Below are 19819 nucleotides of genomic sequence, written 5' to 3' on the forward strand. Positions count from 1 at the left end.
GGATTCGCGCCTGCTGTTCGGCGGCCGGGCGCGTTTCACGGCGTCGGAGCGGCCGTCCGATACCAGGAGCGGGCGCATCCTCCAGCGCACGCTCGCGCAGCTCTTTCCGGCGCTCGCGAGGGTGCGGATCGATTACTGCTGGGGCGGGCTCGTCGATATCACCGCGGACCGCCTGCCGCGCGCGGGTCAGCACGAAGGCGTGTGGTTCTCGATGGGCTACAGCGGTCACGGCACGCAGATGTCGACGCACATGGGCCAGGTGATGGCCGAGGTGATGAGCGGCAACCCGTGTGCGAATCCGTGGCGCGATTTCGCGTGGCCCGCCATTCCGGGCCACACGGGCAAGCCGTGGTTTTTGCCGCTCGTCGGCGCGTACTACCAGATCAAAGACGCTTTTTACTGACGCTGTTTTTCACAACACACAGCCTCGATACGTCGAGCTGCGGCCCCCCACATCAGACGCGGAGAAGTTTCATGAGCACCGACAAATCGCTTGAAGACATGGCTCACCCGGGCGTGCGGCTCGATGAACTGACGAAGCGCGGCGCCTCGCGCCGCGACCTCCTTCGCGCGATGGTCGCGGGGGGCATGATGTCGATGACGGGCGCGGGCCTGCTCGCCGCGAGCGGCGCCGCCCTCGCACAGGAGAAGCCGAAGCAGGGCGGCAAGATCCGCGTGGCGACGCAGTCGTCTTCCGCGTCGGACACGCTCGATCCCGCGAAGGAGTCGGTGTCCACCGACTATGTGCGCGCAAATATGCTGTACAACGGCCTGACCGAGTACGACTCGCACCTCGGCGCGCAAATGGCGCTCGCGCAGTCGCTCGAAACGAAGGACGCGACGGTGTGGGTCGTGAAGCTGCGCAGCGGCGTGCAGTTCCATGACGGCAAGACGCTCGCGCCCGCCGACGTGGTGTACTCGCTCATGCGCCACAAGGACGCCGCGGTGGGCTCGAAGGTGAAGACGCTCGCGGATCAGTTCCAGGACGTGAAGGCCACGGGCCCGAACGAAGTGACGATCACGCTCTCGGGCGCGAACGCCGACCTGCCCGTGATCCTCGCCGACTCGCATTTCATGATCATCAAGGACGGCACGAACGACTTCAAGACGGCCGTGGGCACCGGCCCGTTCAAGCTCAAGGAGTTCTCGCCGGGCGTGCGCACGGTGGTCGTGCGCAACGAGCGCTACTGGAAGCCGGGCCTGCCGCATCTGGACGAGATCGAACTGGTCGGCATCGGCGACGAGTCGGCGCGCGTGAACGCGCTGCTCTCGGGCGACGTGCAGCTCATCAACCAGGTGAGCCCGCGCTCGACCTCGCGCGTCAAGGGCACTCCGGGCTTCGCGGTGAAGGAGACGAAGACGGGCCAGTACACCGACCTCATCATGCGCGACGAAGGCGGCGTCACGGGCAATGCCGACTTCCGCCGCGGCATGATGCACCTGTTCGACCGCGAGCAGATCCGCAACGCCGTGTTCCTCGGCTATGGCGCGATCGGCAACGACCAGCCGATCGATCCGACCAACAAGTACTACTTTGCCGGCCTGCCGGAGCGCGCCTTCGATCCGCAGAAGGCCAGGTTCTACTTCCAGAAGGCAAAGCTCGGCAGCACGCCGCTGCAGATCTATGCCTCCCCGGCCGCGGACGGCTCGGTCGAAATGGCGATGCTGCTGCAGCAGGTCGCGCCGCAGGCGGGCCTGAACCTGCAGGTGGTGCGCACGCCCGGCGACGGCTACTGGTCGAACCACTGGATGAAGCACCCGCTGACCTTCGGCAACATCAACGCGCGCCCGAGCGCCGATGTGATCTTCACGCAGTTTTTCAAGTCGGATGCGCCGTGGAATGAAGCGAACTGGAAGGACCCGAAGTTCGACCAGATGCTGCTGGCCGCGCGCGGCGAGCCGGACGAAGAGAAGCGCAAGAAGATCTATGGCGACATGCAAGTGCTCGTGCACAGCGACGGCGGCATCGGCATTCCGCTGTTCCTGAGCTCGCTCGACGCGCACACGACGAAGCTCAAGGGCCTCGGTTCGATTCCGATTGCCGGACTGATGGGCTTCAAGTTCGCCGAGAACGTCTGGCTCGAGGCGTAGTTCGAGGTGTGATGTGTGCGGCCGGTGTGCGCCTGGATGGGCCCCCGGCCACCGATTCCCCGCTTCATGATGTTCAGGGAGGCGACATCCGATGAAAGCTCACGCGCAACGTCTCATTGCCGCGCGTCTCGGTCTCGCACTGCTCACGTTGCTGATCGTCTCGGCAATCGTGTTCGGTCTCACGGGCCTCTTGCCCGGCGACGCCGCGCAGCAGGCCCTCGGTCAGGCGGCCACGCCCGAGCAGGTGGCCGCGCTGCGGCACCAGTTCGGCCTCGACCAGCCCGCGCTCACGCGCTATGTCCACTGGTTGCTGCAGGCCGTGACCGGCAACTTCGGCACCTCGGTGTCGAACAACCAGCCAGTGAGCGAGCTGATCGCCACGCGCCTGCCGAATTCGCTCGTGCTCGCGGGGCTCACCACGCTCGTTTCGGTGCCGCTCGCGCTCGCCATCGGCATCTTTTCCGCCGTGTTCCGCGGCTCGCTGCTCGATCGCGTGCTCAACGTGCTCACGCTGTCCGCCGTGGCCGTGCCCGAATTTCTGGTCGCCACCATCGCCGTGCTGATCTTCGCGGTGAAACTGCGCTGGCTGCCCGCGCTCTCGTACCTCTCGGAGGTGGACTCGTTCGGCACGCTGTTGCGCATCTACGCGATGCCGGTCATGACGCTGTGCTGCGTGATCGTCGCGCAGATGGCGCGCATGACGCGCGCCGCCGTGATCGACCAGTTGAGCGCGCCCTATGTGGAAATGGCGCGCCTCAAAGGAGCGTCGCCCGCTCGCGTCGTGTTACGCCACGTGCTGCCGAACACGATCGGGCCGATCGCCAATGCCGTCGCGCTGAGCCTCTCGTATCTCTTCGGCGGCGTGGTGATCGTGGAGTCGATCTTCAACTATCCGGGCCTCGCGAGCCTGATGGTCGACGCCGTGACGAACCGCGATCTCCCGCTCGTGCAGGGCTGCGTGATGGTGTTTTGCGCCGCGTATCTGGTGCTCGTGCTGATCGCGGACCTGTGTCAAATCGTATCCAACCCGAGGCTGCGTCAACGATGAACCGACCCGCCACTTCCCATGCCGCGACCGTGCTCTACGCGACGAGCGAGAGCGAGGAGCGGGCCGCCGCCGACGCCGTCAAGGACGTGCCGGGCGACGTGCCCACGCCGCCGCGCTCGCCGCTGCGCCGCATGGTCGGGCGCCTCTCGGTGCTCGGCCTGATCGGCCTGGCGATCGTCGTGTTCTGGCTCGGCGTGGCCTTCATCGGGCCGCTCGTCGCGCCGTACAAGGGCGGCGCGATCACCTCCACGGAAATCTTCGGCTCGTATAGCGCGGCGCATCTGCTCGGCACCGATTTCCTGGGTCGCGACATGCTGAGCCGCGTGCTCTACGGCACGCAGTACACCGTGGGCCTCGCGCTCGCCGCCACGCTGCTCGCAAGCGGTATCGGCATATTCTTCGGACTGCTTGCGGCTGTCGCGCCGCGCTGGATCGACGAGGTGCTGAGCCGCCTGTTCGACGCACTGATCTCCATTCCGAGCAAGGTGCTCGCGCTCGTCGTGATCGCGGCGTTCGGCTCGTCGGTGCCGATGCTCATCACCGTCGCGGCGCTCGCCTATATTCCGGGCGCGTTCCGTATCTCGCGCTCGCTGGCCGTGAACCTGATGACGCTCGAATATGTGCAGGTCGCCAGAGCGCGCGGCGAAGGGCTCTTCTATATCGCCCGCGTGGAAGTGCTGCCGAACATGATCCACCCGATGCTCGCCGATTTCGGCCTGCGTTTCGTGTTCATCGTGCTGCTGCTCTCCGGGCTCTCGTTCCTCGGCCTCGGCGTGCAGCCGCCGGACGCGGACTGGGGCTCGCTCGTGCGCGAGAACATCGGCGGCCTCGCGGAAGGTGCGCCGGCCGTGCTGATGCCGGCCGTCGCCATCGCGACGCTCACGGTGGGCGTGAACCTGCTGATCGACAGCCTGCGCCGTCACGGCGGCCGCGCGCATGGAGGCGGAAAATGAACATGATCGAAGTGACGGGCCTGCGTGTGGTCGCGGGCGCGGCGCCCGATCCGGTCGTCGAGATCGTCAAGGGTGTCGACTTCACGGTGAAGAAGGGCGAAGTGCTCGCGCTGATCGGCGAGTCCGGTTCGGGCAAGACCACCATCGCGCTCTCGCTGCTCGGCCATGCGCGCGACGGCTGCGCCATTGCGGGCGGCAGCCTGAAGATCGGCGGCACCGACGTGCTCGCGCTCGACGAACGCGGCCGCCGCGCGCTGCGCGCGCGTACCGTGGCTTATGTCGCGCAGAGCGCCTCGGCGGGCTTCAACCCGGCACGCACGATCATGGATCAGGTGACCGAGCCCGCGCTGCTGCACAAGCTGATGTCGCCCGCGGCGGCGCGCGAGAAGGCGGTGAGCCTGTTCCGGGCGCTCGCGCTGCCTTCGCCCGAGACGATCGGCGCGCGCTATCCGCACCAGGTGTCCGGCGGCCAGCTGCAGCGGCTGATGGCGGCGATGGCGCTCATCACCGACCCCGCCGTGGTCGTGTTCGACGAGCCCACCACGGCGCTCGACGTGACCACGCAGATCGAAGTGCTCGCGGCCTTCCGCAAGGTCGTGAAGGAGCTGGGCACGACGGCCGTGTACGTCTCGCACGATCTCGCGGTCGTGGCGCAGATGGCCGATCGCATCGTCGTCCTGAACAATGGCGCGGTGCGCGAAAACGGCACGACGCTCCAGGTGCTCGACGCCCCCGCCGACGACTACACGCGCGCGCTGCTGGCCGCCCGCCGCCGCCCCGACCCTGGTCCGCCCGCCGTGCCGCCTGCCGCCGAAGTGCCGCTGCTCGAAGTGCGCGGTCTGTCCGCGGGCTATGGCCGGGTCGATGCGAACGGTGTGCCCGCAGTGCGTGTGCTCGAGGACGTGAGCCTGCGTATTGAGCGCGGCAGCGCACTGGGCGTGATCGGCGAATCGGGCTCGGGCAAGACGACGCTCGCGCGCGTGGTGGCCGGGCTGGTCGAGCGCGCGCGCGGCGAGGTGCTGCTCGACGGCGTACCGCTGCCCGCGACGCTTTCGGCACGCACGCCCGATCAGTACCGGCGCATCCAGATCGTGTTCCAGAACGCCGACACGGCGCTCAACCCGAGCCGCACGATCGCCGACATCCTCGCGCGGCCCATGTGCTTCTATCACGGCCTGCGCGGCGCGCGGGCGCAAAAGCGCATGCTCGAACTACTGGACCTCGTGAAGCTGCCCGCCTCGATTGCGAAGCGTCAGCCGGGCGGCCTCTCGGGCGGCCAGAAGCAGCGCGTGAACCTGGCCCGCGCCCTCGCGGCCGAGCCGGCACTCATTCTGTGCGACGAGGTGACGTCCGCGCTCGACACCGTCGTTGGCGCCGCGATTCTCGACCTGCTCGCCGAATTGCGGCGCGAACTGGGCGTCTCGTACATGTTCATCAGCCACGATATTTCGACGGTGCGCGCGATCTGCGACGACGTCGTCGTGCTGTACGGCGGCCAGTGTGTCGAGGCGGGCCAGCGCGACGTGCTGGAGGCGCCGCCTTATCACCCGTACACGGGGTTGCTCGTCGATTCGGTGCCGGCCCTGCAGCCGGGCTGGCTCGACGCCCGGCGTGCCCTGGCGGGCGCCGCGCTGCCGCCGCTCGGGGCGTCGGCCGAGGTACGCGAGCTGTGCGCGTTCCGCGCACGCTGCCCGGTGCGTATCGATGGCGCGTGCAATGTGTCGGCGCCCGTGATGAAGCGCTTGCCGAGCGGCGCGCAGATCCTTTGCCATCACACGACGGCGGAACTGGAACGGCTGCAGACCGCACAGGCTGCACAAGTCGCACAGGCGACGCAATCCAACGGGAGGGCAGCCGCATGAGCGCGCGCTTCGTGAGAGTGGCGGAAGCGGGCCGCCCGACCTTCGAGATCGAGATCGACGGCCGCGTGGCGCAGGCCGCCGAGGGCGACACGCTGATGGTCGCGCTCCTCGCCACGCAGGACGCGCTGCGCGACTGCGAGTTCGACGATGGACGCCGCGCCGGTTTCTGCCTGATGGGCGCGTGCCAGGACTGCTGGGTGTGGACCGCGCAGGGCGAGCGGTTGCGCGCCTGCACGACACCCGCGGCGCCGGGCATGTCGATCGTCACCCGCAACGTGCTTGCCGGGGAGGGCGTATGGCCGCGCGCGCAGAACTGAAGGTCGTCGTGATCGGCGCGGGACCGGCGGGCGTGCGCGCGGCGCAGACGCTGGTCGCGGCGGGCCTGCGACCCGTCGTCGTCGATGAAGGGCGGCGCGACGGCGGGCAGATTTATCGGCGTCAACCCGAAGGTTTCAAGCGCAGCTACGAAACGCTCTACGGCACCGAGGCCGAACGCGCGGCGTCGCTGCATCGCGGCTTCGACGCGCTGCGCTCGCAGATCGACTATCTGCCTGACACGCTCGTCTGGAACGTCGGGCCGAAGTCCGTGCATCTCGCGAGCGGCGCACGCTACCACGAGCTGGCCTTCGACGCGCTGATCGTCTGCAGCGGCGCCACCGACCGGCTCATGCCCGTGCCGGGCTGGCATCTGGCGGGCGCATACAGCCTGGGCGGCGCGCAGGTCGCGCTGAAGTCGCAGGGCTGCGCCATCGGAGCGCGCACTGTCATGATGGGCACCGGCCCGCTGCTTTACCTCGTCGCCGCGCAGTACGTGAAAGCGGGCGCGACGGTGAGCGCGGTGCTCGATACGTCCACGCTCGGCCAGCGCCTGCGCGCGTTGCCCGATTTGCTGCAAGTGCCCGCCACGCTGCGCAAGGGCATGGCGCTCCTGCGCACGCTGCGCCGCGCGGGGGTACCGATGCATCGGGGCGTGACGCCGCTCGCGATCGAAGGCTCGCCCGAGCACGGCGTGACGGCGGTTCGCGTGAAACTCGCGAACGGCGGCGAAGCGCGCGTGGCATGCGACGCCGTGGCGCTGGGCTATCACTTGCGCTCCGAAACGCAAATTGCGGATCTCGCCGGTTGCGCGTTCCGTTTCGATAGAGCCGCGCGGCAATGGCTGCCCGAAGTCGATCAGGACGGCCGCAGCAGCGTGGCAGGCGTCTATCTGGCCGGGGACGGCGCACGCGTGCGCGGCGCCGACGCGGCCGAGCGTGCGGGCCGTCTTGCCGCTCTGGCGGCGTTGCAGGATGCGGGCGCGGTCTCACCGAAAGGAGCACTTGCCGAAGTGGCGACACTGCGTGTCGAACTCGCACGCTTCACGCGCTTTGCACAAGGATTGCGCCAGGCATTTCCGTGGCCCGCGCATTTCGCGGCGACGCTGCCTGATGACACCGTCGTCTGCCGCTGCGAAGCCGTCACGGCGGGCGAATTGCGCCGCGTAGTGCGCGAGACGGGCGCTACCGAAGCGAATCGCGCGAAGGCGTTCTCACGCGTGGGGATGGGGCGCTGCCAGGGCCGCTTCTGCGCGCACGCCGGGGCCGAAGTCATCGCAGCCGAGGCGCGTGTACCGCTGGAAGCCGTAGGCCGGCTGCGCGGTCAGGCGCCGGTCAAGCCGTTGACGATGACGCTGAGCGCCGCGGTGAATGGTATCGACGAAGCGCAGGGCGGTGCGGCGCCCGCCGCGCAAACGCAGCCCGGCGCATGCCGCACAAAGGAGTTCAGCGAATGACGGATCGCGCCGATGTGATCGTGATTGGTGGCGGCATCATCGGGACGTCCACGACGTTCTTCCTGAGCCGCCGCAAGCGTTCAGTGATCCTGATCGAACGCGGGCTCACGGGCCAGCAGGCTAGCGGCGTGAACTTCGGCGGCGTGCGCCGCCAGGGACGCGCGCTCTCTCAACTCGCCATGTCCAATCGCGCGCTCGATATCTGGTATCGCGCGCAGTCGCTGCTCGGCGAGGATGTCGAGTTTCTGCCTTCGGGCCACACGCGAGTGTGCTACCACGCACACGACGCCGAATACTTTCATCGCTACGCCGGGCAGGCGCGTGCGTACGACCTCGATCTCGAAGTGCTCGAAGGCGCCGCGATGTTCAAGCGCTTCCCGTTCCTGGGCCGCGAGGTGCTGGCCGCCTCCGTCTCGCCGCGCGACGGTCACGCCAATCCGCGTCTGGCCGCACCGGCGTTCGGGCGCGCCGCCGCGCGGCTCGGCGCCAATCTCGTGGAGAACACCGAGATCGTGCGCGTGGAAAAGGAAGCGGGCGGCTTTCGCGTGGAGAGCGCAACGGGCGCCGTGTGGCGCGCGGAGCAACTGCTGATTTGCGCCGGTGCATGGGCGGGAGCGCTCTCCGCGCAATTCGGCGAGCCGGTGCCGCTCGTCGCGCGCGGCCCGCAAATGGCCGTGACCGAGCCCGTGCCCTACCGCTTCATGCATTCGATGGGGGTCTACACGTCGATCAAGGAGGAGAGCGTGTACTTCCGGCAGATTCCGCGCGGCAACCTCGTGCTGGGCGGCGGCGCCCCTGGGCCCGCCGACGCAGCAACGCGCCGCGCCGGCGTGCTGCCCGGCAACACCGTGCAGCAGATCGCGCAGTTCCGCCGGTTGGTTCCCGCGCTTGCGCCGCTGCATGTGATCCGCGTGTGGAGCGGCGTGGAAAGCTACCTGCCGGATTCGGAGCCGGTGATTGGCCCGAGTTCGACGACAGACGGCCTTTTCTATGCGTTCGGCTTCAGCGGCTCGGGCTTCCAGATCGGGCCGGGCGTGGGTGAAACGCTCGCGGAACTGCTCGACGCCGGCGCAACCGACATACCGCTCGAACCGTTTTCGATTGCGCGCTTCGGGCGCGCGGCGCCCGCTGCAAGCGCGCACACATCGACTGCCAGCGAGGCTTGATCATGCATGACGCGAATGCATCCGTTGCTGCGCCAGTCACGCCGCTTCGCGACGCACTGGCCTATATCGACGCGAATTTCGACAAGTCCGTGAGCCTCGCCGAACTGGCCGAGGTATCGGCGCTAAGCGTCTCGCGATTCGCGACCGTGTTTCGTGAGCAGGTCGGCCTTTCGCCATACAAGTACCTGTGCGAGGTGCGCGTGCGCCGCGCGCAGCTATTGCTGCTGGCGGGCGTGCCGGGCGCCGTGGTCGCGACGCAGGTCGGCTTCTTCGACCAGAGTCATCTGGCGCGCCATTTCAAGCGCTTTTGCGGCGTGACGCCCAGCGCCTTCCTGCAGCAGGCGAGGGCGCTCGAAGCGGCTTGAGCGCCTTCTGTCCTGCGTCGCGCGTCACAGAATGACGTAGACCTTGCGCATCGTTTTGTCGACTCCCCTCGTGCTTTGCGTGTAATGAGTAGGGGCGCTTCAGCGCTTCTGAACGATGCGCTGCTCGATCTTGCCGAGCCGCACCACGGTCACGCCCGGGCGCAACTGGCGCAGCGAAGGCATCACGAGGATGCAGTCGTCGTAGGGCGTGACTACCGGCGCGCCATCGGACCAGCCGATCACGGCGCCGGCCTCGGGAAACACTTCGAGGCCCGTGTAATCGCCAGCGAAGCGGAAGTCCATGCTCTTCGCCACCACGGGCTCGGTCACGCGCACCACGCGCATTTCCGGCGGAAGCGGTTGCAGCCAGTCCGCGGGCAGATCCGCTTGTTCCACGACACCCGAGAGCAGCAGAAAGCGCGCGGTGACATCGCGCGCCACGCTCACGGCGCTTGCTTCCCAATGCTGTCCGCACTCGATCAAGAGCGCGTTCTTCGCGCTCGCGGCGTCGCCGAAGCCTTCGTAATCGCGCATGCGGCGGCCTTCCGGGTGGCCTTCGTCGCAAATGACGGTGGCCGGTGCGCCTAGCCGCGCAGAGAGTTCGACGCCCTTGGCGAGCGGCCCCGCGACGATGAGCGGCATGCACTTCTCGTGCATCGAATGGAGGTCGAGCAGCAGATCGACGTCGTCGATCACGGGCCGCATCGCGCGGGCGCGGCGCAGTTCGTTCGATTCGCGCGTGAGGTCGTCCAGCGCCTGCGCGGTCCATACGCGGTTGAAGTCCTGATCGACGAAACGCGCCGCGTCGGGGTGCGCGGGGTCGAAGCGGCGGTAGGCCGCCACGTTCGCGAACGCGAGCGTGAGCTTGCCGCGTCGCGGCCGCAGCCGCGCGTGCAGCAGCGCATCGACGACGATCGCGCCACACACCTCGTTGCCGTGCGTGAGCGCATTGATCATCACGTGCGGGCCGGGCGCGCCCGCGTCGAACGTGTGCACATAGGGGATGCCCGTCTCGCTGCGCTCGTGCGCGGCGATGTCGGGGAACGTGACTTCGATCGGATAGGTGCTCATGCAAGCCCTCCCTGGCAGAGGTATTTGATGGAGAGGAAATCGTCGAGCCCGTACTTCGAGCCTTCCCGGCCATAGCCCGATTCCTTCACGCCGCCGAACGGCGCCGCTTCACTAGCGAGCGCGCCTTCGTTGATGCCGACGATGCCCGCTTCGAGCTGCCGCGCGACGCGATCGATGCGGCGCACGTCCTGGCTGTAAAAGTAGGCGGCGAGGCCGTATGGCGTGTCGTTGGCGGCGCGAATGGCCTCGGCTTCGTCGTCGAAGCGGAATAGCGGCACGACGGGACCGAAGGTTTCTTCGCAGCTTAGCTGCATGTCGGGCGTGGCGCCTGCGAGCACGGTGGGCGCGTACCAGTTCGCGCCCAGTTCGCTCAAACGCTTGCCGCCCGTGAGCACGCGCGCGCCGCGGCTCACGGCGTCGTCCACATGGCGCGCGATCTTCTCGACCGCGCGCGCATTGATCATCGGGCCGATCTGCGCGGCGGGGTCGGTCGCGGGCGCGACTTTCAACGCGGCCACGCGCGTGGCGAGCTTGTCGGCGAAGCGCTCGAATATGCCTGATTGCACGTACACGCGATTTGGGCACACGCAGGTCTGGCCGCCGTTGCGGAACTTGGCGGCCATGAGCCCTTCGACGGCAGAGTCGAGGTCCGCGTCGTCGAAGACGATGAACGGCGCGTTGCCGCCCAGTTCGAGCGAGAGCTTCTTCAAGGTGGCCGCCGATTCCTTCGCGAGGTGCTTGCCCACGGGCGTCGAGCCGGTGAAGGTGATCTTGCGCACGCGGGCGTCCGCGAGCCAGTCGGCGACGGCGCTCACGCCCCGTTCGCGCGACGCGCAGATGACGTTCAGCACGCCAGGCGGCACACCCGCCTCGTGCGCGAGCATGACGAGTGCGAGCGCGGTGAGCGGCGTATCTTCGGCGGGCTTGCCGACCACCGTGCAGCCCGCGGCGAGGGCGGGGGCGATCTTGCGCGCGATCATCGCGAGCGGGAAGTTCCAGGGCGTGATCGCCGCGACCACGCCAACGGGCTCCTTCACGGCGCTCATGCGCTTGCCGCGCTGCTGCTGCGGGATGAGGTCGCCGTAGATGCGCGTGGCCTCATCGGCGAACCAGGCGACGTAGGACGCGCCATACATCGCTTCGCCGTGTCCCTCATGCAGGGGCTTGCCTTGTTCGAGCGAGATCAGTTGACCGAGTTCGTCGGCGTTCGCGACGATCAGCGCATGCCAGCGGCGCAGCACGGCGGCGCGTTCGGCGGCAAGCGTGTCGCGCCAGGCGGGGAATGCGCGGGCGGCAGCGTCGGTCGCTGCGCGTGCGTCGTTCGCATCGCTATCGGCGACGTCGGCGATCGTTTTGCCGGTCGCGGGATCGGTCACGGCGAAGCGCGTGCCGGAGGCCGAGGGCACCCATTGCCCGTCGATGAAGTTGTCGCCGCGAATCAGCGCGCTCAAGGGATAACGCGTGGTCATATGCCGGTTCCTTTCCGCACGTGCGGAAGAAAATGGATCGATGCAGGGAAATGAGCGCGCACGACGAGTGCGCCGAAGCCGCGAGGTTTCAGCGCGAAGCGCGCGCGAGAAAATGGATGCGGGACGCAGGAGCGCGAGGCGCGTGCCTCACGTCCGTTGCCCATGCTCAGGAATGCAGGTTCTGCGAGAACAGCGTTTCGAGCGGGTAGTGCGGCTTGACGAACGCCGTCTTGATGATGACGTAGCTGAAGTACTTCTCGATGCCGATATCGCGCTCCAGCAGCCCCTCGACGATGCTCTGATAATGGCTCACGCTGCGCGCGACGAACTTCAGCAGATAGTCGTAGCCGCCGCTCGCGAGATGGCACTCGACCACCTCGTCCACCTCGCGTATTGCCTTCTCGAACTTGATGAAGTCCTCGCGGCGATGGTCGGCGAGCGTGACCTCGGTGAACACCATCTGCACGTCGCCCAGCTTTTCCAGCTGGATCTGCGCGCCGTAGCCGACGATGAACCCCGCCTTCTCCAGACGTTTTACGCGGATCAGGCAGGGGCTTGGCGACAGCCCGACTGCGTCGGCCAGTTCGACATTCGTGATGCGCCCCCGCTTCTGCAGCTGCGAGAGGATGCGCAGATCGATTCGGTCCAGCTTGCAGTCGTTGCTCATCGTGATGGGGGCGGCCCTGCATGTCGAAGTGTCGAGTGATGGTATCACGCGGCGACACGGGCGCTGACCCCATTCTTTGTCCTCAATGCGGCGCGCACTTCGGGCTGCGCGAGCACGTCGTCGAGTGTTTTTTCGAGGCGCTCGAACAGCAGGTCGAACTCGCTTTCGGTGTACGAAAGCGCGGGCGCGAAGCCGAGAATGCCGTCGCCGAACGCGCGGAATACGAGGCCGTTGCCATACGCGGCGGCGGCGATGCGATCGGGCAGGCCGAGCGAGGCGTCGAAGCGCTGTTTGGTCTCCTTGTCGGCGACGAGTTCGAGCGCGCCGAGCAGACCGCGGTGACGCGAGTCGCCCACGAGCGGGTGGGCGAGCAATGCGTCGAGCCCCTGAGCGAAGCGCGGCGCGCGCGCGACGCCGTTCGCGAGCAGGCCGCCTTCGTGATAGAGGCGCATGACTTCGAGGCCGATGGCCGCGCTCACGGGGTGCGCCGAATAGGTGTGGCCATGGCCGATCACGGCGGCGGCGTCGCCATCGGCAATGCCTTGATAAAGGGCATCCGACATCAGCACGGCGCCCATCGGCGCATAGCCCGCGGTGAGGCCCTTGGCCACCGTCATCAGATCCGGCTCGACGTCTTCGGCCTGGCAGGCGAAGAGCGGACCCGTGCGGCCAAAGCCCGTGATCACCTCGTCGGCGACGAACAGAATGTCGAGCTTGCGGCACGCTTCGCGCATGGCTTTCAGCCAGCCGGCAGGCGGCACGATCACGCCACCCGAACCCTGGATCGGCTCGCAGAAAAACGCGGCGACGTTTTCGGCGCCGAGTGCCGCGACTTTCGCTTCGAGCGCGTCGACCGAAGCGGCGATGAGCGCTGCGTCGTCCGCATGCTCGCTGCGATATGCATAGGGCGACGGAATATGATGCTGCGTGGCGAGCGGCAAGTCGAAGTTGCGATGGAACGCGGGCAACGCCGTCAGCCCCGCGCCGACTGCCGACGAGCCGTGATAGCCGCGCTCCTGCGCGATGACGTGCTTCTTCGCGGGGCGGCCGGTGGCGTTGTAGTAGTGCGTGATGAAGCGCAGCGCCGAATCCACTGCATCCGAGCCGCCCAGCGTGAAGTACACGTGTTGCAGCGAAGCAGGCGCGCGCTCGACGAGCAGCGCGGCCAGTTCGATGGCGGGCTCCGAGCCGAAGTGAAAATAGCCCGTCGCGTAGGGCAGGCGCGCCATCTGTCGCGCGGCGGCTTCGACGATGCTTTGATGGCCGTAACCCGTGTTGACGCACCAGAGGCCGGAGAACGCGTCGAGTAGTTCGTTGCCCGCGGCGTCGCGCAGGAACACGCCCTGGGCGGATTCGAGCACGGTCACGCCGCGCGCTTCGTGCGCACGGAAGTTCACGACGGGATGGATCAGATGTTTGCGGTCGGCTTCGATGAGCGAGCGATTCGGCATGGTTCGGTTCCCGGCTGATAAGTCAGAGGAGTGCGGCGCCTTGCCGTTGATTGGGCGTTGGCTGGCCGTTGATTCACCGTTCCATGCTACCGGGCCGATACCGGTGCGCGTTTCGCCAATTAATTCGCGAAATAGCGTGTTTGTGGCGTTTTGATCGGGGAGCGCAGCATATTGTGCTGCGCCCTCTGCGCCGTCACGAGACTCAATAGCCGCGCGTGCGGTCGATGAGGCCGAGCATCGGCAAGCCGTCGCGGTGGCGGCGGATGTTGTCGAGCACCACATCGACGGCCGTTTCGGGCCGCGTGGCGCTGGCAATGTGCGGCGTGAGGCGCACACGCGGATGCGTCCAGAACGGATGCTCCGGCGGCAGCGGCTCGGGGTCCGCGACATCGAGAATCGCATTGCGCAGTTGCGCGCGATCGAGCGCGTCTAGCAGCGCTTGCTGGTCCACTTGCGGCCCGCGTCCGACGTTGATGAACGAGGCGCCCTGCGGCAGCTTCGCGAAGAGCGAGGCGTCGAGCAGGCCGCGCGTGGCTTCGGTGAGCGGCAACAGGCAGATGAGGATATCGGTGCGCGCGAGGAAGGCGTCGAGCGCCTCGGCGCCCGCGTAGCACTCCACGCCAGGCAAGGCGCGCGGCGAGCGGCTCCAGCCCGCGCATGCAAAGCCGAAGAGGCGCAGGCGTTCGAGCACCGCGCTGCCCAGCATGCCGAGCCCCAGCACGCCAACGCGACGCGACGCGGCGGCGCGTACGGGCAGGGCGCGCCATACGCGCTGCTGCTGTTGCAGGGCGTAGTCGAACAGATCGCGATGAATGGTCAGGACCGATTGCGTCACGTACTCGACCATCCCCTCGACAATGCCCGGCTCGATCATGCGCACCACGGCGATGTGCTCCGGCACGCCGGAAAGATCGAACTGGTCGATGCCCGCGCCCACGGAGAAGATCACTTCGAGATTGGGCAGCGTACGCGCGGGGTCCTCGGGCGGTTGCCACGCCGCGAGAAAGCGCACAGCGGCGGGGTCGCCGGTATCGGGCCACAGGCGAAAAGCGATCTCGGGAGCCTTGTGCGCGAAAAGCTGTGCCCATTGCTTGCCGCGCTCGGGGTCGGCTTTGTAGAGGAGCGTCATGAGGTCGGTTTGCGCAATCAGCCTAGCGCCTGATTGACGATGGCGAATTGCAGCACGCCAGGATCGTGCGCCGGCGCGCCGTTGCGCGACATCTTCACGACCGTGTCGACGCGCGCGAGGCCGATCGATTCGAGCCAGGGGCCGAGGCCGTGTTCGTCGGGCGTATCGAGGCGCGTGAAGGCCCCCGCGTTGGCGGCGAGGCGGTTGGCGATCAGCGCTTTGGCGCGCTGCATGTGCAATCCATCGTCGGCGGCGACGGCCACCGGACCGATCGCATGGCCGCGGCCGAACGGGCGCAACAGCGCAAAGCCGAGCACCGTGTCGCCGCGCACCAGCGCGACGCCTTGGGACACATCGAGCAGCGGCGGCACGAGTGCGCTGCGGTCGAGCCCGCTCGCGCGGGAAGCGAGTTCGATGAGGCGCGGCGTATCGCCCGGTTCGAGTGGACGCAAACGCTCGCCCGGCGGCGGCTCGACAATCGGCGCCGCGAAACTGTCGCTCTGGTGCTGATGCAGCAGCCCAATCTTCCTGAAGCCGAGCTTTTCGTAGAGCGGCTGACCTGCCTCGGTGGCGTGCAGCACGGTCATGCGCGTTCCCAGCGCTTCGAGCAGGCGCTCCATCAACATCCGGCCGATGCCGCGGCCTTGCTGGTCGGCCGAGACGATCACGAGCCCGAGCGTCGCGCCATGCTCGCCCCACGGCCAGCACAGCGCTGTGCCCACCACGGTCGTGCCTTCGCGAACCACGTAGCCGTGCCCGGCCGCGGCGGCGGCGAAACGCCAGTCGTCGCTACGATGGGGCCAACGGAATTGCAGGGAAAGCGCGTGGGCGCCCTCGATGTCGGATTCGGTGAAAGTCTCGCAGACGAGGCTAGAGGACGCAGTCTGGCCGGACACGGCGGGCTCCTTGATCGAAGTTCGATGACTCACTTTGACAGGACGCGCGCGCCGGGAATAGGACGATCCTGCTGTGCGGCCGATCGAAGCCGGTTCTGAGCCCGCTGCCGAGTTCGCCCAATCAAGGTCCGCTGCCGCGGGCGGTCCGCACGGTCAAGTGGTTCGACACCGAGGTGACGCCGCGCACCGAGCGGGCCGCGTCGCCGGCCCGCGCGATCTGCGACTGGTGCGGTACCGACCCCGTCAACGAGACGACGCCCTCATGCGCCGTGACGTGGACGTTGGCGAAATTCAGTCCCGTGGTGCGCGTGAAGGCCCGGCGCACATCTCGCACCAGCGCGCTGTCCGATCTGCCCGACTGCGCGGGCGCGCCTTCCTGAGCAGACGCCTCGCCAGGCGCGCTCGCGGCCGTTTGTGCGTACGCATAGCCCGTGCAACTCGAGATGGCCACGAGGACCAGTGCGCGGGCGATTTGGCTTTTACCGTTAGTTTTCATCCTTCTTCCCTTTGCCAGGTTCTGCAGGTTCCCCAAAGTTCTGCGCCCGCCGCCGGAGCGCATCGAAAACAGGCGGCGGATCAGTACGTTGTAGGTGAAATCTCTGGCGAGGAGAAGAAGGCTGCCAGGAGGCCGCCGACAACCCATGGCGCATGCGTCGACGGCGCCTCCTGCGTAGCGCTTACTTTCCGTGAAGGAGCAGACCGAGCGGCGCGAGCGGGCCCACCGGCAGCAGGTCGAACGCGAGGATGCCGGCCTGGACGAGCGGCAGCGTATCCAGCGTGGCCTTCACATCGTCGACCGAGCCCGAGCTCATGAGAAACACCACGCCCGGCTTGTCGTGGCGAAACCAGTACTGCTCGATTTTGTCGTCCAGGTAGAGCTTGAGCGTGGCCGGCACTTCGTGCGGGATGATCTCGTCGCGCTGCGCGGGCGTGAGTTCCTTGACGATCGATCCAATGGCGAGAACCTTCATGACAACCTCCTTGATCCATGTTTGTTGCGACTTGCAACGCGATTGAGTGTATCGTTGGGGTCTCGTCGGCTGTACTGTCACAAACGACAACTTTAGAGGCATTTACGCCATGCGCATTGCTATCCTGGCTCTCGAGGGCGTCTTCGATACCGGGCTCTCCGTCACGCTCGATGCGTTCTCGGTCGCAAACAAGCTTTCGGCCGCGGCCATGGGCGGCGTTCCGCGTTTCGACATCACGCTCGTGGGGGTGAGAAAGCGGGTGCGCTCGGCTCACGGCCTCGCGGTGCCGGTGCAGACGGTCGCGCCGGATGCGAAGCCCGATTGGGTGATCGTGCCGGCATTGGTGACGCTGTCTGCGCAGGAGTTGATGCGGTCGTTCGAGCGCCGGGACGTCGAAGAGGGCATGGCGCGTTTGCTCGAATGGCAAGCGGGGGGCGCGCGAATCGGCGCATCTTGCGTGGGGACGTTCATCCTCGCAGAGGCGGGGCTGCTCGATCACCGCGAAGCCACGACCAACTGGTCGCTCGCGCCGTTCTTCCGGCAACGCTATCCGCATGTTAAGTTGAACGAATCACGCATGCTCGTGCCTTCGGATATCGGCGTGACGGCCGGCGCGGCCATGGGGCATCTCGATCTCGCGCTCTGGCTGATCCGTTCGGCGAGCCCCGAACTCGCATCGCTCGTATCGCGCTATCTGCTGGCCGACATCCGCTCGTCGCAGGCGCCGTACATCATCCCGAATCATCTCGCGCAGGCCGATCCGCTCATTCAGCGCTTCGAGCAATGGGCGAGAAAAAATCTCAAGTCGGGATTCTCGCTGCAGGACGCCGCGAAGGCACTGGCGACGAGCTCGCGCTCATTGCAGCGCCGCTGCCAGGAAGTGCTCGGCAAGTCGCCGCTGGCGTACTTTCAGGATTTGCGGGTCGAGCACGCGCAGTCGCTGCTGCGCAGCGGCAAGCTCGACCTGGAAAGGATCGCCGCCGAAGTCGGTTACGGCGACGGCGCGACGCTGCGCAGCCTGTTGCGGCAGCGCTTGGGAAGAGGGGTGCGGGAACTGCGTTCCGACCTGTTGTGACCGTGCGGCCTTTCTATGGCGCGAGGCCGAGCACCGTGAGATGCATCTCGCGGCGCTCGACAAAGCCCAGCGTGCGATAGATGGAAATGGCGCCGTGATTCGACGTGAGCACGTGCAGGAAGGGTGTCTCGCCGCGCGCACTGATTGCCGCCATCAGCAGCTTCATGAGGCTCGCCGCGAGCCCTTGTCCCCGGAACGCCGGGTCCACGCACACGGCGCTGATTTCGGTATGGCCTTCGATCTTCATGCGTTCGCCGGCCATGGCGACGAGCTTGCCCTCCCTGCGCACGCCAAGGTAACCGCCGAATTCGATGGTGCGCGGACCAAACGGGCCCGGCTGCGTTGCGGCGGCCAGCGCGAGCATCTCCGGCACGTCTTGCCCCGTTAGCCGCGCGTGCTCCAGCGCGGTGGGCGCAGGCGCTTCGCCTTGCCAGACCATTTGCAGCAGCGTGGCGTGCCGGATCAGCGCGAAGCCGTCGGGTGGCTCCACGGCATCCAGCGTGGTCAGGGCAACGGGCGCGTGCTCTTCGATCAGTCCGCGCAAGGCGTCGAACGATTCAGGCGTGGTGTCCGTCATTGCCGCAAAGGGGGCGACGGCGGGCGCATACCGCACTGCGCGCTCGTTCCCAACGGCGAGATGGCGCTGGCGGCCCGTCAGCGCGTGCCCTGGCACGTTGTCCAGCGCGGTCGTGCTGCCCGCAGGTTTCGTTGCCAGCACATCGAACATGATTCGCGCTCCGGTAAGGGATGGTGACCGTTTGCGACGGTAGTCTAGCCGAGGCGGGTTCGGCGGACCACGGCCGAACCCGCCAACTTTGGCGTCATTCCCGCCAATGCCTCTCGTCACGCACCGCTTGCCAGCGCTTCGAGCACGGTGTCCAGTTCGACATGCCCGCGAAGGATTTCATCGGCGGGCCTGGAAAAACAGATCCAGCCCTCGTTGAATCCGTCCAGCATGCGCATTCGCGGCAAGGGATGCTTCATGCCTTGCGACAGGAAGCGCGACTCCCATTCCTGCCGGTTCACTGTCACCGCGCGCACAGGCCGGCCAAGCGCGCGGGCGAACGCGGAGGCGATGTCGTTCGCGCTCACACGGCGCGGGCCCTCCAGCTCGACCACGCGCGTGCCGCTCCACGTCTGCTGCAGCAGTTCGGCGGCGAGGCGGCCGACGTCTGCGGTCGCGACCATCGGCACGGCCTGGTCGAGCGGTTGCAGGTAGCTCTCGATCACGCCATGGTCGCGCGCGCTCGCGACATCCCACGCGGCGTTCTCCATGAACCAGCCGGGACGCAGGAAAGTCACCGGCACAGGCAGTGCGGCGAGCGCCTGCTCCATCAGCGAGAGTTGCGTGAGCAGATTGCTCTCTTGCGCCTGCGCACCGATGGTCGACAGACACACGACTTTCGCGGGCCGTGCGTTGTGGATCGCGGTGCAAACGGCGTCGATGACCGCGCGCGACTCCGGGAAGCCCGGCGAGGGATCGAACTGCGGAGGCAGCAGGATGAACACGCCCTGCGCGCCGCTGAATGCCGCGGTCAGCGCGGCGGCGTCTTCCATGCTTGCCGTGGCCAGCTCGCATCCTCGTGCTTGCCACGACGCGGCGCGCGCAGCGTCGCGCACGACCGCCCGCACCGGTTGCCCAGAAGCCAGCAGCGCACGGGCGAGTGCGCCGCCCACTTTTCCGGTAGTGCCTGTAATTGCGTACACTTGAAACCCTCCGCATGCGACGACGAGATAGTCGAAAAAGCCGAATACGATGGCAGCGAGATGCTGCCTGGTTCCGTTTCGGTGAGACGCATTCTGGACGCAGGGCGGCCGAAGCTAAATGCCGCGA

The 19819-nt window shown here is 67.3% G+C and carries 20 protein-coding genes; 10 read left to right on the plus strand and 10 right to left on the minus strand.

All coding sequences use genetic code 11. From position 1 onward, the window contains the following. From AB4Y43_RS36895 to AB4Y43_RS36935, 9 genes are all read left to right on the plus strand, one after another. Positions 1–403: NAD(P)/FAD-dependent oxidoreductase (locus AB4Y43_RS36895; protein WP_368730036.1), on the plus strand; the 403-nt coding region annotated here is incomplete at its 5' end. Between the two features lie 71 nt (positions 404–474). Next, positions 475–2091 (plus strand): ABC transporter substrate-binding protein, encoded by a 1617-nt coding sequence (locus tag AB4Y43_RS36900; protein ID WP_368684559.1) that lies wholly within the window; start codon positions 475–477, stop codon positions 2089–2091. A gap of 91 nt (positions 2092–2182) precedes the next feature. Further along, on the plus strand, positions 2183–3139 hold the full coding sequence (locus tag AB4Y43_RS36905; RefSeq protein WP_069266567.1) for an ABC transporter permease: 957 nt from the start codon (positions 2183–2185) through the stop codon (positions 3137–3139). Then, complete coding sequence (locus AB4Y43_RS36910; protein WP_069266566.1) at positions 3136–4092, plus strand: ABC transporter permease; 957 nt, start codon at positions 3136–3138, stop codon at positions 4090–4092. Before AB4Y43_RS36905 ends, AB4Y43_RS36910 begins: the two co-directional genes overlap by 4 nt. Next, positions 4089–5954, plus strand: a complete 1866-nt coding sequence (locus tag AB4Y43_RS36915; RefSeq protein WP_069266565.1) for an ABC transporter ATP-binding protein — start codon at positions 4089–4091, stop codon at positions 5952–5954. Before AB4Y43_RS36910 ends, AB4Y43_RS36915 begins: the two co-directional genes overlap by 4 nt. Further along, positions 5951–6271: a (2Fe-2S)-binding protein gene (locus AB4Y43_RS36920; protein WP_069266564.1), complete on the plus strand. Its 321-nt coding sequence runs from the start codon at positions 5951–5953 to the stop codon at positions 6269–6271. The genes AB4Y43_RS36915 and AB4Y43_RS36920 overlap by 4 nt, the downstream gene beginning before the upstream one ends. Then, on the plus strand, positions 6250–7725 hold the full coding sequence (locus AB4Y43_RS36925) for an NAD(P)/FAD-dependent oxidoreductase (protein WP_083245408.1): 1476 nt from the start codon (positions 6250–6252) through the stop codon (positions 7723–7725). The genes AB4Y43_RS36920 and AB4Y43_RS36925 overlap by 22 nt, the downstream gene beginning before the upstream one ends. Further along, on the plus strand, positions 7722–8891 hold the full coding sequence (locus AB4Y43_RS36930) for an FAD-binding oxidoreductase (protein WP_069266563.1): 1170 nt from the start codon (positions 7722–7724) through the stop codon (positions 8889–8891). Before AB4Y43_RS36925 ends, AB4Y43_RS36930 begins: the two co-directional genes overlap by 4 nt. A 2-nt stretch (positions 8892–8893) precedes the next feature. Then, positions 8894–9256 (plus strand): helix-turn-helix domain-containing protein, encoded by a 363-nt coding sequence (locus AB4Y43_RS36935; protein WP_069266562.1) that lies wholly within the window; start codon positions 8894–8896, stop codon positions 9254–9256. A gap of 99 nt (positions 9257–9355) precedes the next feature. Here AB4Y43_RS36935 and AB4Y43_RS36940 read toward each other — a convergent pair whose 3' ends face one another. The 8 genes from AB4Y43_RS36940 to AB4Y43_RS36975 all read right to left on the minus strand — a co-directional run bounded on the left by AB4Y43_RS36940 (position 9356) and on the right by AB4Y43_RS36975 (position 16910). Further along, positions 9356–10327, minus strand: coding sequence for a succinylglutamate desuccinylase/aspartoacylase family protein (locus AB4Y43_RS36940; RefSeq protein WP_368730037.1), 972 nt, complete (start codon positions 10325–10327; stop codon positions 9356–9358). After that, entirely contained in the window at positions 10324–11796 is a 1473-nt protein-coding gene (locus AB4Y43_RS36945) for an NAD-dependent succinate-semialdehyde dehydrogenase (RefSeq protein ID WP_368730038.1), read from the minus strand. The genes AB4Y43_RS36940 and AB4Y43_RS36945 overlap by 4 nt, the downstream gene beginning before the upstream one ends. A 166-nt stretch (positions 11797–11962) precedes the next feature. Continuing rightward, positions 11963–12463 (minus strand): Lrp/AsnC family transcriptional regulator, encoded by a 501-nt coding sequence (locus tag AB4Y43_RS36950; protein ID WP_069266559.1) that lies wholly within the window; start codon positions 12461–12463, stop codon positions 11963–11965. A 44-nt stretch (positions 12464–12507) separates the two neighbouring features. After that, entirely contained in the window at positions 12508–13914 is a 1407-nt protein-coding gene (locus tag AB4Y43_RS36955) for an aspartate aminotransferase family protein (protein WP_368730039.1), read from the minus strand. Positions 13915–14116: 202 nt separating this feature from the next. Continuing rightward, positions 14117–15043 (minus strand): glyoxylate/hydroxypyruvate reductase A, encoded by a 927-nt coding sequence (locus AB4Y43_RS36960; RefSeq protein ID WP_069266557.1) that lies wholly within the window; start codon positions 15041–15043, stop codon positions 14117–14119. 17 nt (positions 15044–15060) lie between these two features. Then, positions 15061–15939, minus strand: a complete 879-nt coding sequence (locus AB4Y43_RS36965; protein ID WP_368730040.1) for a GNAT family N-acetyltransferase — start codon at positions 15937–15939, stop codon at positions 15061–15063. A gap of 121 nt (positions 15940–16060) precedes the next feature. Continuing rightward, a complete protein-coding gene (locus AB4Y43_RS36970) occupies positions 16061–16435 on the minus strand; it encodes a BON domain-containing protein (protein ID WP_368604377.1) in 375 nt (124 codons plus the stop codon). Between the two features lie 181 nt (positions 16436–16616). Continuing rightward, positions 16617–16910 carry a hypothetical protein gene (locus AB4Y43_RS36975; RefSeq protein WP_368730041.1) on the minus strand — a complete coding sequence of 98 codons (294 nt, stop codon included), beginning with the start codon at positions 16908–16910 and terminating at the stop codon, positions 16617–16619. A gap of 109 nt (positions 16911–17019) precedes the next feature. On the opposite strand from AB4Y43_RS36975, the gene AB4Y43_RS36980 reads away from it, so the two are divergent. Continuing rightward, positions 17020–17985, plus strand: a complete 966-nt coding sequence (locus tag AB4Y43_RS36980; RefSeq protein WP_368730042.1) for a GlxA family transcriptional regulator — start codon at positions 17020–17022, stop codon at positions 17983–17985. Between the two features lie 13 nt (positions 17986–17998). Here the strand turns inward: AB4Y43_RS36980 and AB4Y43_RS36985 are convergent, their stop codons facing one another. Together AB4Y43_RS36985 and AB4Y43_RS36990 are read right to left on the minus strand one after the other, a co-directional pair. Next, positions 17999–18712, minus strand: a complete 714-nt coding sequence (locus tag AB4Y43_RS36985; RefSeq protein WP_368730043.1) for a GNAT family N-acetyltransferase — start codon at positions 18710–18712, stop codon at positions 17999–18001. 116 nt (positions 18713–18828) lie between these two features. Next, entirely contained in the window at positions 18829–19692 is an 864-nt protein-coding gene (locus AB4Y43_RS36990; protein ID WP_368730044.1) for an NmrA family NAD(P)-binding protein, read from the minus strand. Positions 19693–19819 lie beyond the last annotated feature (127 nt).

The sequence above is a fragment of the Paraburkholderia sp. BR10872 genome, assembly GCF_040965835.1.
Lineage (GTDB): Bacteria > Pseudomonadota > Gammaproteobacteria > Burkholderiales > Burkholderiaceae > Paraburkholderia > Paraburkholderia nodosa_A.

Coding starts and splice junctions, on each gene's coding strand:
- AB4Y43_RS36900 (WP_368684559.1), top strand. CDS start 475: ATGAGCACCGACAAATCGCTTGAAGACATGGCTCACCCGGGCGTGCGG.
- AB4Y43_RS36905 (WP_069266567.1), top strand. CDS start 2,183: ATGAAAGCTCACGCGCAACGTCTCATTGCCGCGCGTCTCGGTCTCGCA.
- AB4Y43_RS36910 (WP_069266566.1), top strand. CDS start 3,136: ATGAACCGACCCGCCACTTCCCATGCCGCGACCGTGCTCTACGCGACG.
- AB4Y43_RS36915 (WP_069266565.1), top strand. CDS start 4,089: ATGAACATGATCGAAGTGACGGGCCTGCGTGTGGTCGCGGGCGCGGCG.
- AB4Y43_RS36920 (WP_069266564.1), top strand. CDS start 5,951: ATGAGCGCGCGCTTCGTGAGAGTGGCGGAAGCGGGCCGCCCGACCTTC.
- AB4Y43_RS36925 (WP_083245408.1), top strand. CDS start 6,250: ATGGCCGCGCGCGCAGAACTGAAGGTCGTCGTGATCGGCGCGGGACCG.
- AB4Y43_RS36930 (WP_069266563.1), top strand. CDS start 7,722: ATGACGGATCGCGCCGATGTGATCGTGATTGGTGGCGGCATCATCGGG.
- AB4Y43_RS36935 (WP_069266562.1), top strand. CDS start 8,894: ATGCATGACGCGAATGCATCCGTTGCTGCGCCAGTCACGCCGCTTCGC.
- AB4Y43_RS36940 (WP_368730037.1), bottom strand. CDS start 10,327: ATGAGCACCTATCCGATCGAAGTCACGTTCCCCGACATCGCCGCGCAC.
- AB4Y43_RS36945 (WP_368730038.1), bottom strand. CDS start 11,796: ATGACCACGCGTTATCCCTTGAGCGCGCTGATTCGCGGCGACAACTTC.
- AB4Y43_RS36950 (WP_069266559.1), bottom strand. CDS start 12,463: ATGAGCAACGACTGCAAGCTGGACCGAATCGATCTGCGCATCCTCTCG.
- AB4Y43_RS36955 (WP_368730039.1), bottom strand. CDS start 13,914: ATGCCGAATCGCTCGCTCATCGAAGCCGACCGCAAACATCTGATCCAT.
- AB4Y43_RS36960 (WP_069266557.1), bottom strand. CDS start 15,043: ATGACGCTCCTCTACAAAGCCGACCCCGAGCGCGGCAAGCAATGGGCA.
- AB4Y43_RS36970 (WP_368604377.1), bottom strand. CDS start 16,435: ATGAAAACTAACGGTAAAAGCCAAATCGCCCGCGCACTGGTCCTCGTG.
- AB4Y43_RS36975 (WP_368730041.1), bottom strand. CDS start 16,910: ATGAAGGTTCTCGCCATTGGATCGATCGTCAAGGAACTCACGCCCGCG.
- AB4Y43_RS36980 (WP_368730042.1), top strand. CDS start 17,020: ATGCGCATTGCTATCCTGGCTCTCGAGGGCGTCTTCGATACCGGGCTC.
- AB4Y43_RS36985 (WP_368730043.1), bottom strand. CDS start 18,712: ATGTTCGATGTGCTGGCAACGAAACCTGCGGGCAGCACGACCGCGCTG.